This is a genomic window from Undibacterium sp. Di26W, assembly GCF_049340265.1.
GTDB lineage: Bacteria > Pseudomonadota > Gammaproteobacteria > Burkholderiales > Burkholderiaceae_D > Undibacterium.
In genome coordinates this window covers 1-16,505 of sequence record NZ_JBMPOR010000024.1, presented here as the reverse complement: position 1 = coordinate 16,505, position 16,505 = coordinate 1, and the positions used below count along the sequence as shown (strand labels likewise).

Genomic DNA, 16,505 nt, shown 5'->3' with positions numbered 1-16,505 from the left:
TCAGCACCCGGCAACGTCGATAGCATAATAAGTGAAGCGCCCGGCCTCACCCACCAACTGGTCAGGGCCTGCCATTGAAGACAGGTACAACACCAGCACGGTGCCTCCGCCATAGTCATACTGCACCAGCAAATCAAGATGGCCATCGCCATCCAGGTCACCAGCCCAGCGCACAAATTCAGTGGCTTTGACAGCGGTGTTACCGTCAAGGCCAAAACGGAACTGGTCAAGACTCTGGCGCTTGTTGCCTATCACCAGATCCAGCACCAGCACGTTTTGTCCGGGCACCTCGGTTTTCGTATTTTTAGGTGGCAGCAATGAAGTGGGTACCAGACGTGCAGTTTGCCCATCTGGCAGATTGATCTCCGACTCCATCGTGCCTTTGGTATTTTTTGCAGGCTTCAGGCGCGACTGCGCACCCGGATAATAAGTCGTTACTGGTCCGGCCTGCAGGCGCAGCGTTGTTGCAGGCGCGCGGAAAGGTTTGAAATACATCAGCGGCAAGTCTGTACTGGCAGGAGTAAAACGCAGCACCTGCCCCGGTACCGGGTCACCATCATATTGTGGATGCGGCTTGGCAGACACCGCCAACTTTACGGGCTGCAACTGACAACTGATCTTGCAACTGAAAGCCCACCAGCCGTCACCAGAGCGGTATTCTGGCCCTGGCAAATGCAGTTGATCCCGTTCCCCCTCAACGAACACAGGTGAAGCCTGGGCAGGCAACATCACCACTGCACCGGTCGATTTATCAATGTTTGATTGCGCAACCGCCAAACAGCAAACCACAACCAGACTGGCCGCCAACAATACGATTTTTTTCATTGTCTACCTTGAGCAATTTAATTTTTACTTTGGGATTGTCAACTTAGTCAGCTAATTTAGCTTAACGAGAAATTGATGCATAACCCGAAATCCGGAAGCAGTTTATCATTCAGATATAACAACTGTCACGCAACCACCATGAAACTAGCCGCCCTGAAAAAACATTGCGCCGCCTTTACCGGCGCGCAAGAAAAACTGCATGGCGCGCCCAGCAATATTCTGGTGTACAGCGTGGAAGGAAAATCCTTTGCCTACTTCAAGACCAGCGAACCAGAGCAATGGCGCTTCAGCGTACGGGTGTCGCCAGATCGCTTCCTGGAACTGACCGATACCCCAGGTGTGAAACCGGCGCGGTATATGGGACGCTTTCACTGGGTCACCATCGTCAAGGTTGAGCATTTTCCGGAAGAATATTTGCGTGAACTGATCAGCTATTCCTACCAGAAAGCCCTGTCTGGCCTGAGCAAGAAAAAGCGTGAAGGCTTATTGCAGGCAGCGGCGGAATGATGTATTCCTATTGATGAAATGCGTGATGCTTGAAATAGCACACAGAAAATAAATTAGTGGCTGCTAATTTTTACCTTTTCGGGGCTTTGGGCAACAATAACCCTACTCTGATACGATCCGGGCGACCCACATGAAGATCACCGACGAAAGAGCTGCTATTCGCCGTGCGCCGCGGCAAGAACGTTCACGGCTGACTGTGGAGGCGGTGCTCGAGGCGGTCGAGAGGATGCTAAAGCGTGACGGAGCCGATGCTGTCACCACGAATCGTATCGCTGAAGCAGCTGGGGTCAGCATCGGTTCGGTCTACCAATACTTTCCTGACAAGCGGTCCATCTTCACTGCGCTGCATCAACGCCATGTTGAGCAGGTGAGTCTGGTCATCGAGCGTACGGTGGCTGAGCATGGCTGCGCTTCATTCGAGGATTTTACCTGTGCTCTGGTGCTGGGATTGATGGATGTGCACGACGCCGATCCGCGCCTGCATGAAATCGTTTCGGAAGTCATACCCGAGAGCGCGCAGGGATTCAGACATGCACTCCAGGCGACGTTCGAGCGTGTGATGTTGCCGCATGGGCAGGGTATTGCCAGCCATCCTATGCTGTTTGTGCTGCCGCATCTGGTGGAGGCACTGGTGCATGGCGGCATGACTCAACGGCCACCCACCGTGTCTCTCGACGACCTGAAACACGAAGCAGTTCGGGCGGTTCGTGCTTACCTGGGATGCACGCCAGGGTAATTAGTGGACTGCAAAATCAAGCAAACGCGTCGGCGTTCTCGTCGGCCCAGGTTTCGAAAGAAATGGGTTTGCGCCCGACGATGCGCTCGACGCCGTCGGATACCGTTGTCAGCCGGCCTTCCCGGATCGCCCGCCAAATATCCACCAGCGCTTCGGCGTATTCCTTACTGTCGCTCCAGGCGAGCGCCATCTTCCTGGCCTGTGCATCCGGGATCGACTCGAAGCGCACGGGCTTTCCAATCGCGGCACCGATCACGGCGGCCATCTCGCCATAACTCAGCGCCGTCGGCCCCGTAATCACCAGCGACTTACCTTCATGCTCGCGGGTCGTCAGAGCACGGGTCACAACATCAGCGATGTCGGCCGGATGGATGAAGGCAATCTTTCCGTCGCCTGTTGACGATCGCAGGACGCCTTTGCTGCAGATCGAAGATGCCCAGCCAAGCGCGTTCGACATGAACGCCGCGGATTGGATGAAGGTATACGGAACGCCGCTTTCGCGAACGGCGTCCTCACCCTGCGCGTGCCATGGGCCCGTGCCTACTTTTGTCTGCACGTCCAGCGTAGAGAGCTTGACCAGATGCCGCACCCCCGCAGCTTTGGCAGCGAACGCGGCGGTTCTATCGCGCGCGCCCAGCCCGGGGCCACTATTGAGGAGAAAGAGGCTGTCAATGCCGGCGAACGCGCTTGCCATTGCTGCCGCATCCGCGAGATCACCAACGCGAATGTCGACACACCTGCCGAAGAGGGCCCGCGCTTTTTTCGCATCTCGTACGAACACACACGGGCGCTCACCGCGCGCGAGCAGGCGTTCAGTAACGAGCGAACCAATGTTCCCGGTAGCGCCTGTGATCAGATAGCTCATCTCGCCGCGCCTCCGTCTTGAACTGCGCCGCTCCAGCTCCGCAGGATCTCGAGCGTGATTCGTTTCTGGCCACTCAGCCGGAAGTGGAGACCGTCCTCCGTGACAATATCCGGTGGAAGATCGCCAAGCCCGGAGAAGAGGTCGACGTGCGCAGCGTCAAGCTGGCGCACAGCGTCTGCGACACGGGCGATGTCCTCGTTGCGGAAGTGAATCCCGAAGCGTGCCAGCGCCCAGTGCCTTGCGACACGATCCTCGATGACTTTCGGAGGCGTGATCCACAGACACTGCGCATTCGTTTCCTGGTGCACACGTCGCTTTATATCCACCAAGTTCCGCGCCGTCTCACGGTGATCGATCAGCGTCTTGCCCAGGTTCGGGCCGTGAATTCGCGCATCGTTCCCGCCGATGAAGAACAGGATCCAATCTGGCTGCTGCGCAATGACTTCGCCGATTCGAATCTGCCCATGCGTGGTCGTGTCTCCACTGACGGCGCTAATGACCACCGAGATTGCGTCGTCGGGCCGTCGCGCCGCAAACAATTCGCTAAGGATAACTGCCCACGACTGTGGGTCCGAGGTATGGCTGTCGCCAAAGGCAACGACCTTTGCGTTCTTCTTCAAGGAAAGGCGATCCACCATCGCGCAGACCGCAGTATCTGCCAGCAACTCGTGCGCCGCTTCCTTCGCGCCTGCCACCAGCCCTGCGTGCGCCGCCAAGTAGACGTCAGTGGAAAGGCCGAGCAGTGCTGCACGTGTGCCCTCTTCCAGCCCCGCCCACCCACCGGGGAGTGTCGCGACGCTTCTCTCGGGTTGAAAAACTTTTACCAGCCAGCTTACTTGCTCCGTAGACCATTCCATGTGCTCGACTCCGTTGTGAGAAGCGCATACTGTAATGGAGATGTGCAGTGGAGTCAGCTCGCGTTCCCAATGCATGGATTTGACTCGGGGAATGGCATTTCGTTCGTCGCCTTGCTCAGATTGGTAGAGCGTCTCATGGGGTCGTTAACAACGTAGAGCGGTTCATCAAGAGCGCGTTACCACGTTGCTGCCGGCGTCGCCGCTGTTGTTGCGGCGCGTGTAGAACGATTCAATCGCGGTCGCCCGGGCTGTCGAGACACGACCAGACGCTGCCATCGTAGCTTGCACACTTCTGGATGATTATCTGCGTGAACTGATCAGCTATTCCTACCAGAAAGCCCTGTCTGGCCTGAGCAAGAAAAAGCGTGAAGGCTTATTGCAGGCAGCGGTGGAATGATGTTTTTTCAGGCAATCTTAACAACAATAGTTAAAAGTCTGATTTAAATCTCTTATCATCATACTTATAGATAAAAGCTTTATTTAAGACTTTTACTATTTTTTATTGAAATACCACAGAAAGAAACTATAATAGACTTAAAAAGAACTTTTAATCTTTCAATTTCCATTAAAAGATTTATTTAAGGCTGTTATGAACATCATCAGCAATACCGAAGAATACGAAGTCACCCTGGGTGAGCATGTGCGGCAGTTGCGGCTGCAAAAGAACATGGACAGGGAAACCCTGTCCAGCCAGGCGGGCATCAGCCTGACTGCCATCAAGAACCTCGAAGGTGGCAAAGGCGCGACCGTCAAGACGCTGCTGAAGGTGTTAAGGGCGCTGGGTCGTATCGACTGGATACAAAGCCTGGCCCCGGTCGCCAGCATCAACCCGCTGCTGATGGTCAACACCAAAAGCGTGCGACAAAGGGCCAGCCGTCACCGTGTCGGCACACAGCCGACAAGCCTTGCTAGTGCTGGCAAACCCTGAATTTACGTTCCTCTGACAACACCCCATGGCCACCAAGAAAAACGGCAGCTTCCAAAAAACCGACGTCATCCAGGTGCATGTATGGGGCCAGTACGTGGGTGCCGTGGCGCTGGACCCGGCCTATGGCTATTACGCCTTTGCGTATGACCCGGCCTTTCGCCGCATGGGCATAGAACTGGCACCGCTGCACCTGCCTTTGCAGAATGCATCCGATGTGTCCATCTTCCTGGACCTGCCAGAAGCCACCTACAAGCGCCTGCCTGCCATGCTGGCAGATGCCCTGCCCGATGATTTTGGCAATGCCCTCATCAACCGCTACATGGCCGACAAGGGTATAGACCCGGTCCAGGTCACGCCACTGGATCGCCTGGCGTATATGGGCAAGCGATCCATGGGCGCGCTGGAATTCAAACCGCGCCACGGCCCGCGCAGCATCAAGCCCAGCGTGATTGAGATGTCACACCTGGTGACAGAAGCACGCAAAATCGTCAGCGGCCAGATTGATGACGATGCCCACAGCAATGCCGCCCTGCGCAGCATTATTGAAGTCGGCACCTCTGCCGGCGGTGCACGGGCCAAGGCCGTGATTGCCTGGAACCGCGACACCAATGAAATCCGTTCTGGCCAGGCCAGCGCACCACCGGGTTATGAACACTGGCTGCTCAAATTTGATGGCATGGGGGTAGACAACGAACTGGGCAGCGGTGCTGACTATGGCCGCATCGAATATGCCTATTCGCTGATGGCAAAACAGGCTGGTATCCAGATGATGGATTGCCACCTGCTGCAAGAAAATGGCCGCGCACATTTCATGACGCAGCGCTTTGACCGCGCAAACACCGGGGATAGCGATATCAAGCACCACATACAAACCCTGTGCGCCATGGCCCACCTGGATTATAAAAAGAAATCCGCCAACAGCTATGCCCAGTTATTTATCACCATCCTCGCCTTGAAGCTGCCACGCGCTGCCATGGTGGAAGCCTTTCGCCGTATGGTCTTCAATGCCATGGGCCGCAATTGCGACGACCATACCAAGAACACTTCCTTCCTGCTGCGCCAGCATGGCGCATGGGAACTGGCCCCCGCCTATGACATCAGCTTTTCACACAACCCCAGCGGCGAATGGACGCACCAGCACCTGATGAGTATCAACGGCAAGTTTTGGAACTTTACAGTCAGCGACCTGCTGCAAGAAGCAGACCGTTACGGCATAGGCGAAATCAAATCCATCATCCGCCAGTGCGCTGAGGTATTCAAAGCCTGGCCCGATTTCGCCAGACAGGCGGGCGTGTCAGAAGCGCAGATCAGCAAGATTGCTGCGCTGCTGTGGATACCGGCGTTGTAGTCAAATCTCGTATCCAAGCTAACCAGCAAAAAAAAACGCACTTCGCAGAGTGCGTTTCCCGCTACTGATAAATAGTTACTGTCCCTTGATCACAATAATCACCGTCTCCCAACCCGGATACCCGGCACCGCTACCGCTGACGGTTCCTGAAATGTTGAATGCGCCTGTGGCCTTCGGTTGCCATTCATACAGACGCGAAGTGATGCTCGTGCCTGCCTGCGGGCTGACCAGTTGCCATGACCCATTTGGGCTGAATGGAATGGCATTGCCAATGCCCAGATCAACCAGCGCCAGAAGCAGGTTATTCGCCTTGGTGGTCGTCTGGGTTGGTGAAGACAGTGCCGTCGTCGCAAAGCGTGGGCCGGAACTGGTGGCCAAAGGAACATCCAGCAAATTTACCGCGTCTGCATTCTGGATTTCCACCATGTGTATGCTGCCCTGGTTTGGAATCCCGACTGTCAATACGTAGGCCCCGGATGTCGATGCCTTTACCGCAAAGACATCGGTGCCCATGCCGTCAACGTAGATTTGTCCGAGAGAGGTGAAAGAATCGATATCGGTGTGTCCCTGGTTGTCGGACAATGTGCCTGACACGCCCACCGCGTTATTGTTCACGCCCACGGTCACCAGTATCCAGTTGCCTGCCGACACATTGCCAGCAAATTGATGGGTGGTCGCACCTGGTGTAATGGCCCCGGTATACTGCTGCCGCACGCTGGGTGCAGTGGATGGATTGGGATTGGAGGCAACAGCCGCGCTACAGCTTGCCGTCGCGCCTCCATTCGCGCCTGCACAACTCCAGGCCCATGATACGTTACCGATCAATGACACAGATGACGCAAGGCCTGCTGAACAAAGATTGCTGCTAGGTGCCACGCTAAAAGTCTGGGCGTTAGCACTACCACATACGCCGCTGACAGGTGTCGAAATGGGTGGAGTGCCACCACCGATGAGTTCCAGCGCGCCGATGTCCTTGCTGCTGCCTTGCGGCCGCGCGATATTGAGCATGTCGTCATCGACGGCAAACAGGCTTGGCTGGGTGGCCGCATCTGCCGCCGGGCTGGTCGCCTGCAAAGCGACATTTCCGGCAGATGCATTCGCGAACAAAGGGTTGGCAGAAATCGCCAGGCTGTCGCCCAGTGTGGCTGGCGCTGGCACGGTTTGACCGTTGGCAAAATACAAGTTCTGTTTGAAGTCGTAGCTGCTGGTCGTAGATGGCGTACTGTAATCAATCAGCCACGTTGTGCCAGCCTGGGTGTCAGGCCCGAATGCAAAAATATTGTTATAGAACTTGTTGTGAATACCCGCACCACTGCCAAAACCTTCGTCCATGATGTAGGCTTTATTTCCGGCTGCCCCGGTCATGGCGTTATACACGGTATTGAAAGCAAACCACATGTTTTGGGTGGTGGCCGTTGAATTGATACGTATCGGGTACAGCTTTGTGCCGGTAATGACATTGTTCCAGCTCTGGGCTTCATAAGTACCCTTATGCGCGCTGCCCTGATCATTGAAATTGATGCCATATTTGGCGGCGTTTTCCAGCCAGTTATGATGAATCCGGATGCCGACAAAGCCTGGCCAAATGCCACCATGCGGCAGCGTATAAGAGCCTGCCCCCGCTTCATTGTCGTTGAACTGCACGGCAGAGCCGCCAGTGATATCGTGTATCCAGTTGTAGGCCACTTCCCAGTTCTGTGCCGTGGTATCTGCATAGATGCCATGATTCTGCAATTCAGACGTACCGGCAATATCATGGATATGATTACCCAAAACTTTGTTGCCGTTGCCATGGCCAGAAACGCCCGCTGCATTCAGCGTGGCAGAACTGCCGGCAACCCAGGGGCCAAGCTCATTGTTGACAACGCGCCATGGGCCTGCGGTGTATTGCAAGTTGATGGGGGCAGCATCACGATTGGCACCACCGGCCACATCCATCCTTAAATTGGACACCGAGATGAACTCACCGGAAGTGCCAGCGATGGCAGACCAGGGGCCTGCGATGCCACCTGATGTGCCGGCTGGCGTCGTATAGTGCACATCTTCTATGGCGTTGCCGTTGATGGGTCCAGGATAGGCGGTGATATGTATCCATGCTGAAGCACTGCCATTTCTGGCATAGATGCCGCTGCCAAAACGCATCCATGTCTTGTCCTGGCCATTGCTGTCGTGCCACGCACCGCCGCGCAGTACGATGTGGTCACCGGCTTGCATGGCAAAGTAGGCACCCTTCAGAGTAGTCATGTTCTGCAACGAGCGCCAGGGCTTGGCCATATTATTGGCCACCGCGCTGGTGTCGGACCCGGACAAGGAAACGAAAAGTATCCGCCCTGCACTGGGCGTAAAAGTATTGTCTGTATTGGATGCGACGCCATTCAACACGATTTTTACAGGCAGTGCCGTCCCTACAGGGGCACCACCAAGTGCGCCCACCTGTACGGTGATCTGTTGCAAGCCTGTCTTGCCGCTTGATTTCGCGGTTCCCACATAGCGATAGTTGGCGACTTCATTGTCACCGATATAGACTTTCGTATTGGTGCCCAGGTCGCTGGCAGAACCAAAATTTCTCCCAAAAATGGAAAGATAGGCACCCAGGTTGTTTTCGCCACCTGTGGTCGGCCCGCTGAGCGTATCGGTGTACAAAACCTGGGGCGCGGGGCTTGCAGTGGACAGCTTTCCATTCGCTGCAGCAGCGCTCAAGCTGGTCGATGCATTGATGGTCGTCTGCGCCGGCGGCGGGTTGGATGGGCTTGCCTGCGAAACGGCTGTAACCTTGCTATCGTTTGCACCCCCGCAGGCACATAGCAGGGTGACGATGCTGGCTTGCAGCACCCACGACATCCATCTGGCTTTGCGAATTGTGTCCATCACCTTATCTCCGGAAAAACAGCCAGACTGAATGCCTTACGCTTGCGCGACGACCATGGCTGCGTTGCAAATGCTTACGATAGTTAATTATTACCGCTGGGCATGAATGATTACACTTGCCTTCATCGCCGGGCAAGCGTCTTTCACTTCTGTTACAACTGTTACAGCCCATTTGAAGACCCACAGAGTGTGGACGTGTTGAAAAACTACAACTGAAGTCCTGACTCAAATCCTGACAGGCTTTGCATTGACTCATCATCGGCATGCAATGTGAGAGCGCCAGTTGGCTTCACGCCCCAAGCTGCCATAGCCGAATGTGGAAAGTGGATACGCAGGAAGGCAAAGTTCACCCGCCGCTATGCAGCGCCAATGGAATAACGCCCAGGCGCAGCGTCGTGCCAGGTTGCAGATTGTTGATTGCTGATTACTACTTGCTGTCTGCCCCATCAAGGAAGCGCAAGGCGGTTGCAGTGAATGGAACCGCAGAATCATAAATAGGAACGTGGTCGCCGCCAGGAATAATCCATAACGCGGCATCCGGTATGGAACGGTAGATGTTGACCGGAATTTCAACAGGAAAAAAAACGTCGCGATCACCGTGCACGACAAGTGTGCGCGCTGTAATAGTCGATAAACTTTGTGCAGTGAAATTCATATCGTCATAGTCTTCATGAAACGCGTTGAACTGGGTAATCAATTGACGAATCTGTTCGTCACCGCGTTTCGCACATTCACTATACATGTCTCGCACTGCCTGGGGCATGGTGCCAAACGACGCCCGGCGCATAATGACCCTTGCCTGCTCGGGGAAATGAGACGTTGCGCTGATCAATACCATGGCGTCGATACGCCTGGGCTGGCGCGTTGCCATATGCAATAGCGTCATCCCGCCAGTACTCATGCCCATCGCCGAGAAGCGATCTATCCCCAACTTGTCCAGCAAGAGAAACACATCACCGGCCGCTTCACTGTGTGTGAACTTGTTATCAGGATTGGTCGAGTGGCCATGGCCCCGCAAATCCACAAGGATCAGGCGATAGCGTTCAGAGAGCTGGGCGATAAACGGATGCCAGTTCTGCACACAACCACCAAACCCATGCAAGAGTACCAGCGGCTTCCCGGCTCCGTACTCTTCGTAGTACATCTCCAGATGATTGATTTGAACGACCTGCCCACTGGTGGCTGTCTGTGTGGGAGCGTACCTGCTTGCCATGGGTGTATCTTTCAAATGCGCGATAAGGTGAACAGCGGCCTGATTTTATTCAGGAGAAAATTTTACTGCATCACCGCGGTGCCTGCCCCTAAGCTGGCATGGCGAATTGTGCTAGATGGTGGTTGACTTTTTGTTTAGCGACCGCCGTTTTTATACCTCATAAAAATCCATACAATGTCATTGACGATACACAAGGGATTCACTATCTCCGTCATCACCATCTTCATCGTCAAATAACCCTTCTGTAGGGTCAGTACGAAAAGCCTGTAATACCACCAGGACAATCTTGCTGGATTTTTCTTCGTCTTCAAATATGTTGAACTGTTTACGTAGTTTGTTGGAAACGGCCTTATTGGTCCAAATGCTGCTAATTATCCGGTCAATCGTTGCATCCGGGCCTTCAATAATCTTTTTAACTGCACTCCTGGCTCGATGAATATTTCGCATATACAATGCCTCATTCAGCATTTCTTCTTCAATGGTTTGCCGGATCACATTCCCCATGTATTCCACTTGAGATGTCAGGTTCGGGTAACGCCAGGCTGGGGATGCATGGTCGTAGGCGCTGAAATGGAAGTTCGATTCAATACCGTCGCCATAGGTTTCCGATGTACCAAAGCTGAAATCTTCGGCGTAAGTCTTCATCAGGTCTTTGGAAAATGCCTCTAAGCTCTGGTCATACCCTACCCTGGCCGTCGTTGAATGGGTGATCGTTGCTGAAATGGGTAATATGAAAGGCTTGGGCACCGCCCCGTCTCTGCGCAAGATATCATTCACTAAAAATCGGGAAATCCTCCCGTTACCATCTGCCATCGGATGGATATAGACAAACCCGTACGAAGCAATCGTCGCACGCACAATGGGTGAAGTACCTTGTGTTCTGGCCAGCGTGTCGCTGAGCCCCTGTAGCATCGCTGGCGCATTTTCCCAATGGGGTGCGATGTAATCCACCACCTCGCGATAGCCAGCTGAGTGCCCGACAAATACTGGCGATTGACGCACACCATATGTCAGCGCATTTTCACCTAATATTTCCGCCTGCAGACTTTCCAAATCATGCTGAGACAGTGGATTGACCAGTTCCCCACAGCGGCTTTCCATCACTAACGCGAAGCGCTTTATTCTATCTTCGCGATTTTCTTCATGTTCAATAGCGAAGCTGGCACGACTTTCCTTAATCGTGAGCCAAACGCTGCTTCTCAAGAGAACGTCCGCTCCAAATTTCACCTCCAGACCGTTCAATGCGACAGCGCAATCATAATCTCGTGCGGATTGGACTTTATCGGTGATGTTGATCAAGGGGCAGAAATGTCGCGTACCAGGCAGATTGTTGCGGACTCTCCATCTTTTTACTGAATCCGGTTGCGATGCAGAGAAATACGCGCTGCTATCGATGGCGTCGATATAGTTTCCCTGACTCAGATCATCGACGTTCAGTTGGCGACCAGTAAACCATTCGAAAAAAAATCCGGCGCGGCGTGCATAAGCGCCCGTTGATTCGCTTTGAATCCACTCTTCAAGCTCAGTCTGATCAATTGCGTCGAACAATCGTGATAGCAGCTCGAAATGCATTTCTTCATATTTGAACATGAAGGTCAGATGGCCGGCCAGGGATTCTGCTGGTCGAAACCCTTCTGGAAATTCTTGAGCGGTCAATTCCGCAGAAGAACTCGTCTTGCGACTTTTGTTGATGACGCTTTCAACCCGCAAGCGCTGGGCCAGTTTGATCTGGTATTTCTCTACCAGCCACTTTCCACCAACCCAATCCATAGAAATCTCCCATTACTCATCTATCAACACTTCCCGGCTTCACAATACACAAAAAACGATTAAAAAACAAAATATATGATTACAAATCACAATTTTTTTAAAAAAACGATTAAAAAATTCCCGATTTGTTCACTTTTAGTGGATAGAAATATTATCTGATACCTGGCAAAAAATGATTACAGCTATAAAAAAATCATTATTTTTACTTGATTTTCCTGAAAAATGATTACTGAATCCAGGAAAATATGCAAAAGAGGGCAGCGCTAAAACAAGACATGGCATACCCTTGCTGACCACCGCAGGTCATGCGATAGTCGAACAGGACTGCCTGCTTAGATGCATCCTGATGGTTTCTGTATAGCCAAAGATTGAGGCCCATCCCTTCACACGCCAGCAAAAAAACGCACTCCCCAGAGTGCGTTTCCCGTTACCGTCTGCCGCCTAAAATATACCGCCGAATTACCCCAGCGGTTACACCAGCGATTCCACCATCACCTGCAATTTATCAGCGATCAGGTTTTGTGCTTCGGCGTCGACCTTGCTCAGCCAACCCCAGATCAGGCGTTTTTGATCGTAGACGGTGGATTTGGCGATGCGTAGTTCTTCTGCTTTTTTCAGGATGGAAATGCGGCGTTCGTAAAAGGCGCGGATGATGGTTTCGCGCATGATGCGCAGCGACATGCCGGTAACCTGGCTGCTGCATAGCTCGCGCAGGTTGCCGATGGCGTTGCGGTAATCTTCGCTTAAGCCTTCTGATCCGCAGCATTTGCATTCTGCCGTCCTGATAGCATAACGGGCGGTGATGCAGGCGCGCTGTACTGACGGCAGGCGTTCAATTTCTGCCAGTATCATGCCCGCCTGGGCCGCGCCATCGAGTGCCACCAGGCCCTTGCCACGACCATTGCTGGCACCTGCGCCGACACCTTGCAGTGCCAGTTTGGCCATGGGTGAAATCGCATACTGCTGGCTGGAATAATTGAAGGCAAATGTCAGCGCGTCGTGGGTATTGTTGAATAAGGTAGTCATTCTCTCTCCTCGTAAGATGGGCAACGTTGTCCGTATAATTGCAGTGCCGCAGTCAGGCCATCGACTTCGGTGGCGTTGGTGACTACTGTGGCTCCGGTGGCTTGCGTGTTGACTTTGGTCAGCAGGCGCACCGGGCGACGGTTGTCTTTCAGCTTGCAGATGTTCTGGCGTTTCTCGCCGATTTCGATCCAGCCCTGGTGACGACAACCCTTGCAGGTTTTTTCTTCACGCTGCAACAGGATGGCCAGCGGGTCGCGGCAATATTCATGGCGGCGCATCAGTACTGCTCTCCAAAGACGCGGTAATCTTCCAGACGGCCCAGGCCGGTGTGGATGCTGATAAAGCCACGGCCATCGGGATACATTTCCTTGACCCTTTCCTTGATGGCCTGCATCTGTGGATTGGCTTTGCTGTTGTATTCCCTGAACACGCGTGGCTGCGGCAGCTGTGCTTGCAGCTTGTTGTGCTGGTTGTTTTGTACCGGCAGTGGCACAAAGAAACGGCGGTTGTTACCGATGACACAGGTCTGTATCTGCTCTTCTTCCAACAGCTTGTCGAGCATGTCGCGCATGTCGCCAGATGGCACGCCAAAGGTGGCGGCCAGGTGGGCATTCTGGAACTTCAGGCCACGTTTATGGCGTATGTACTGCAGCAGGCTTTCCTGTGTGAAGGGAATGGGTTTTTTTGGAGAAGTCGTCTTTTTCATTTTTCTGCATCCTTGTCGTTTGAATTGCGTCGAATAAATTCGACCGTCATCAATTTTTTCCGGGCATGGCATTTCGTATGCGCGATGTCCCTGGTTGTTTGAGCGTGCCTGTCACTTCACGCTGATCTACGGCTGTCTGGTATGTCATCCGCGATGGCATGCGGGGTTGCTGTTGACCCTGTGTTTTTTCAGGCATTTATCCGGCTCAGGGCATGCAGGAAGATGCTAATTTTTGATAGGACTTAAAATCGGGGCAAAGCGAATCCCATCCAGCCTGTTGTGCAGGCTGGCGCTGTGTATGCTTGGTGGTGTATTACCGGGGACGCGGCTATGTAGCTATGCAGCTATGCAGCTACATTTGCTGTCGCATCACCAGGGTTTTCAAATGGCCAGGTTCATGACTTGTCCGCGTTGTGATGCCCAGTCAAAGCTTTGCCAGATGCTGTTCTCTCGCAGGCGATCAAAGCTGCGGTCGCCTAAAAACTGGCGCAGGCCATGGCGGTTCTGGTTGGTGATCAATATGCTTGGCATGACGTTGCGGTAACGCTTGTCGATGATGTCAAACAGGCTGATCTGTTCTGATTCTGAACCATATTGCATGCCCACTTCATCCAGAATCAGCAAATCAATATCGGCCAGCACCTGCAGGATCTGGGTTTCGCTTTGTGGTGCATCACGCCGCCAGGTGTCGCGTATCATGCGCACGGCATCAATGGCAGATGTGTACATGACAGTGTGCTTGCCCATGACGTGGCGGGCAATGGCTGTCGCCAGATGGCTTTTGCCGGTGCCTGGCATGCCAGAAAACACCATGGTGGTGCCGGTGCTGCGATGATGCGCAAAATGGTGGGCAAATTCCATCGCGGCGCTAAGGGCTTTTTCTTTATCGTCGGTATCGGCCACAAAGCTGGCGAAATCTTTTTCACGAAAACGCAGCGGAATACCGGCCTGGTTGAGGCGCGTTTCCAGACGGCGCTGGCGCTCTGCCACCGCTTGCTGGGCAAGGCTGGCACGGCTTGCCACATTCGCCTGGCGCACGCAATGCGGGCAGGCAGACCAGTGCATGACCTTGGTCCCCAGCAGGGTGGCCGTGCTGTCGTAGGCACCGTGGCTATCGCATTGCGCGCTGCGCTGGGTGGTGCTGATGTAGCTGGCGGCTTTAGATGATACGTCCATTTTCTATGCCCTCGTTGTAGTTGATCTGCTCAAAATTATTGTGTCGCGACTGGCTTGCAGGTGGACTGCGGTCACTGCTGCTGCCGCTGCTGCTACCACTACCTCTGCCACCGCCACCGCGCCCGGCAATGCCTGGGTCACCCCTGGGCAAGACAGCGCCACCCGCCTGCATACTGGCGGCTTGCTTGCCCCAGCGTTCCAGTATCTTCAGCACATAGGCCAGGCCTATGATTTCATCCGGCCTGGTACCCTTGGCCTCAGCACAGGCTGCCTGCACCAGTTCCACCGTTGCCCCTTGCGCCACCAGCGCCAGCAAACGCGGATCAGCCGCCTGCGCTTTCACCCCGGCCTGGCGAAAACTCAGGCACAAATCCAGCGCGGTCGTGCCACCCTGCCCTGATGCCGGCCCGGCAGTTGTCGTTTCTGCCGGCGGTTCTGCCGGCGGTTCTGCCGGCGTTTCTGCTGACAGTTCGGTTGGTATTTCGGCAGGCGTTTCGGTTGCAGTTCCGGTCGACATTTGTCCTGGTTCGGCTAGCGCGGGCTGCTGGGTTTTTTGGTTTACTGGTTTATGGTTCTTGGTTATTGGTTTATGGTTATTGGTTAGTTGAACACAGCTGGTAACTGTCTTGTCTTGCTGTTCAACAGTTGTTGAAGACGTGTTCAATTCATCCGCATGACCATGCCTTTCTGCCGCCCGTTTGGCCGCACTGGCCTTGCCTGCCAGCGATTTGGCATTGGTATTTTTTTGGTATTCACGTATCGCCTGATCACAGCGCGCGTGAAACCAGCCTGCATCGGTCAACACAAAAAATTCTTTCAGCAATTGTTCTACTGCTGCTGTTTCTTCTTCACTGCGCGCCACCAGGCGACGACACAGTAAACCCAGATCCAGCATCAAGGCTGATTCGGTGTCGTAATACAAATCCAGCATGTCACGATAAATTGCTCTTTCCAGACGATTCAAATGACGCGTGGCATTATTAAAATCACCGATGTGATGGCTGTAATAATTCATGCGCTCACCTTTGCCATGCCACCAGTCTGATCAGACCAATTTGTCAGCACACACAAACCGGCAGGCGCAAGCGTGCAGGTGCCAGCCTTGTTGGCATGGGCGTTGGCCCTGGTCCTGCTTAGCTGCTTGACTGTGTGCTGGTGTTTATCTGACATGCGAATTCTGGCCCGTTGATTAATCAAATCCCTTGCATCGTCCAGGCGTAGACCATCACGCTGCCGTCGCTTTGCAAAAAGCGACAGGCAACACTTCGCCCAACAAAGAAGGCAGGCTTCTTTGCGCTGGATAGATACTTCGTATTGCTTGCTGTGTTCAGTGCCCTGAAAAACCGGGCGACTACCTTACTTCTTCACGTCCATTTTTTTGCACCAGCATTGATCAATTGCTTATCAACTGCTCATTGACAAGCTATCGACACTAACCGGCGTGGACCGCTATGCGCATTTGCGCTTACGGGCGAAATCTGCCTTGGCAAACCCACCCTAAGAACCTTACATGGACGCCGCCATTTGCCAAGTAAAAAACGCATCATGATTTACAGGAATAGATTGCACGCTTACATCCGGCCTGTTATTGCGACAAATGCCGCTGGCCCCTATGGAATTCGCTGACGACAGCCCTATCTGTTACGCGAGCTTTAGAGCTCTTGGTTCTTATCGGGTTTT

General features: G+C 53.7%; 16 protein-coding genes. 4 read left to right on the top strand and 12 right to left on the bottom strand.

Annotated elements, in window-relative coordinates; translation table 11 throughout:
• Positions 1–825, bottom strand: a complete 825-nt coding sequence (locus tag ACO0LM_RS22830; RefSeq protein WP_422989424.1) for an FG-GAP repeat protein — start codon at positions 823–825, stop codon at positions 1–3.
• Positions 826–963: 138 nt separating this feature from the next.
• Here ACO0LM_RS22830 and ACO0LM_RS22825 point away from each other — a divergent pair, with 138 nt between their 5' ends.
• Together ACO0LM_RS22825 and ACO0LM_RS22820 are read left to right on the top strand one after the other, a co-directional pair.
• Positions 964–1,332 carry an MmcQ/YjbR family DNA-binding protein gene (locus tag ACO0LM_RS22825; RefSeq protein WP_423040250.1) on the top strand — a complete coding sequence of 123 codons (369 nt, stop codon included), beginning with the start codon at positions 964–966 and terminating at the stop codon, positions 1,330–1,332.
• 130 nt (positions 1,333–1,462) lie between these two features.
• Positions 1,463–2,068: a TetR/AcrR family transcriptional regulator gene (locus tag ACO0LM_RS22820; protein ID WP_423040248.1), complete on the top strand. Its 606-nt coding sequence runs from the start codon at positions 1,463–1,465 to the stop codon at positions 2,066–2,068.
• A 16-nt stretch (positions 2,069–2,084) separates the two neighbouring features.
• On the opposite strand, the gene ACO0LM_RS22815 is transcribed toward ACO0LM_RS22820, so the two are convergent.
• A complete protein-coding gene (locus ACO0LM_RS22815; RefSeq protein WP_423040246.1) occupies positions 2,085–2,933 on the bottom strand; it encodes an NAD(P)H-binding protein in 849 nt (282 codons plus the stop codon).
• The gene (locus ACO0LM_RS22810; protein WP_423040244.1) at positions 2,930–3,790 is read right to left on the bottom strand and encodes an SGNH/GDSL hydrolase family protein; all 861 of its coding nucleotides are present in this window, start codon (positions 3,788–3,790) and stop codon (positions 2,930–2,932) included. Before ACO0LM_RS22810 ends, ACO0LM_RS22815 begins: the two co-directional genes overlap by 4 nt.
• Before the next feature lie 589 nt (positions 3,791–4,379).
• Here ACO0LM_RS22810 and ACO0LM_RS22805 point away from each other — a divergent pair.
• Entirely contained in the window at positions 4,380–4,718 is a 339-nt protein-coding gene (locus tag ACO0LM_RS22805; protein WP_423040242.1) for a helix-turn-helix domain-containing protein, read from the top strand.
• 25 nt (positions 4,719–4,743) lie between these two features.
• Positions 4,744–6,066, top strand: coding sequence for a type II toxin-antitoxin system HipA family toxin (locus ACO0LM_RS22800; RefSeq protein WP_423040240.1), 1,323 nt, complete (start codon positions 4,744–4,746; stop codon positions 6,064–6,066).
• A 75-nt stretch (positions 6,067–6,141) separates the two neighbouring features.
• Here ACO0LM_RS22800 and ACO0LM_RS22795 read toward each other — a convergent pair whose 3' ends face one another.
• The 9 genes from ACO0LM_RS22795 to ACO0LM_RS22755 form a co-directional block, all read right to left on the bottom strand.
• Positions 6,142–8,934: a choice-of-anchor Q domain-containing protein gene (locus tag ACO0LM_RS22795; protein ID WP_423040238.1), complete on the bottom strand. Its 2,793-nt coding sequence runs from the start codon at positions 8,932–8,934 to the stop codon at positions 6,142–6,144.
• 427 nt (positions 8,935–9,361) lie between these two features.
• Positions 9,362–10,147 carry an alpha/beta fold hydrolase gene (locus tag ACO0LM_RS22790; protein WP_423040236.1) on the bottom strand — a complete coding sequence of 262 codons (786 nt, stop codon included), beginning with the start codon at positions 10,145–10,147 and terminating at the stop codon, positions 9,362–9,364.
• A gap of 177 nt (positions 10,148–10,324) precedes the next feature.
• Entirely contained in the window at positions 10,325–11,917 is a 1,593-nt protein-coding gene (locus ACO0LM_RS22785; protein WP_423040234.1) for a Fic family protein, read from the bottom strand.
• Positions 11,918–12,388: 471 nt separating this feature from the next.
• Positions 12,389–12,943, bottom strand: coding sequence for a hypothetical protein (locus ACO0LM_RS22780; protein WP_423040232.1), 555 nt, complete (start codon positions 12,941–12,943; stop codon positions 12,389–12,391).
• Complete coding sequence (locus ACO0LM_RS22775) at positions 12,940–13,221, bottom strand: hypothetical protein (RefSeq protein WP_423040230.1); 282 nt, start codon at positions 13,219–13,221, stop codon at positions 12,940–12,942. The genes ACO0LM_RS22780 and ACO0LM_RS22775 overlap by 4 nt, the downstream gene beginning before the upstream one ends.
• The gene (locus ACO0LM_RS22770; protein ID WP_423040228.1) at positions 13,221–13,649 is read right to left on the bottom strand and encodes a hypothetical protein; all 429 of its coding nucleotides are present in this window, start codon (positions 13,647–13,649) and stop codon (positions 13,221–13,223) included. Before ACO0LM_RS22770 ends, ACO0LM_RS22775 begins: the two co-directional genes overlap by 1 nt.
• A 381-nt stretch (positions 13,650–14,030) precedes the next feature.
• Entirely contained in the window at positions 14,031–14,825 is a 795-nt protein-coding gene (locus ACO0LM_RS22765; protein ID WP_423040226.1) for an ATP-binding protein, read from the bottom strand.
• Positions 14,809–15,840 (bottom strand): YdaU family protein, encoded by a 1,032-nt coding sequence (locus ACO0LM_RS22760; protein WP_423040224.1) that lies wholly within the window; start codon positions 15,838–15,840, stop codon positions 14,809–14,811. Before ACO0LM_RS22760 ends, ACO0LM_RS22765 begins: the two co-directional genes overlap by 17 nt.
• A complete protein-coding gene (locus tag ACO0LM_RS22755; RefSeq protein WP_423040222.1) occupies positions 15,837–15,995 on the bottom strand; it encodes a hypothetical protein in 159 nt (52 codons plus the stop codon). Before ACO0LM_RS22755 ends, ACO0LM_RS22760 begins: the two co-directional genes overlap by 4 nt.
• Between the last annotated feature and the right edge of the window lie 510 nt (positions 15,996–16,505).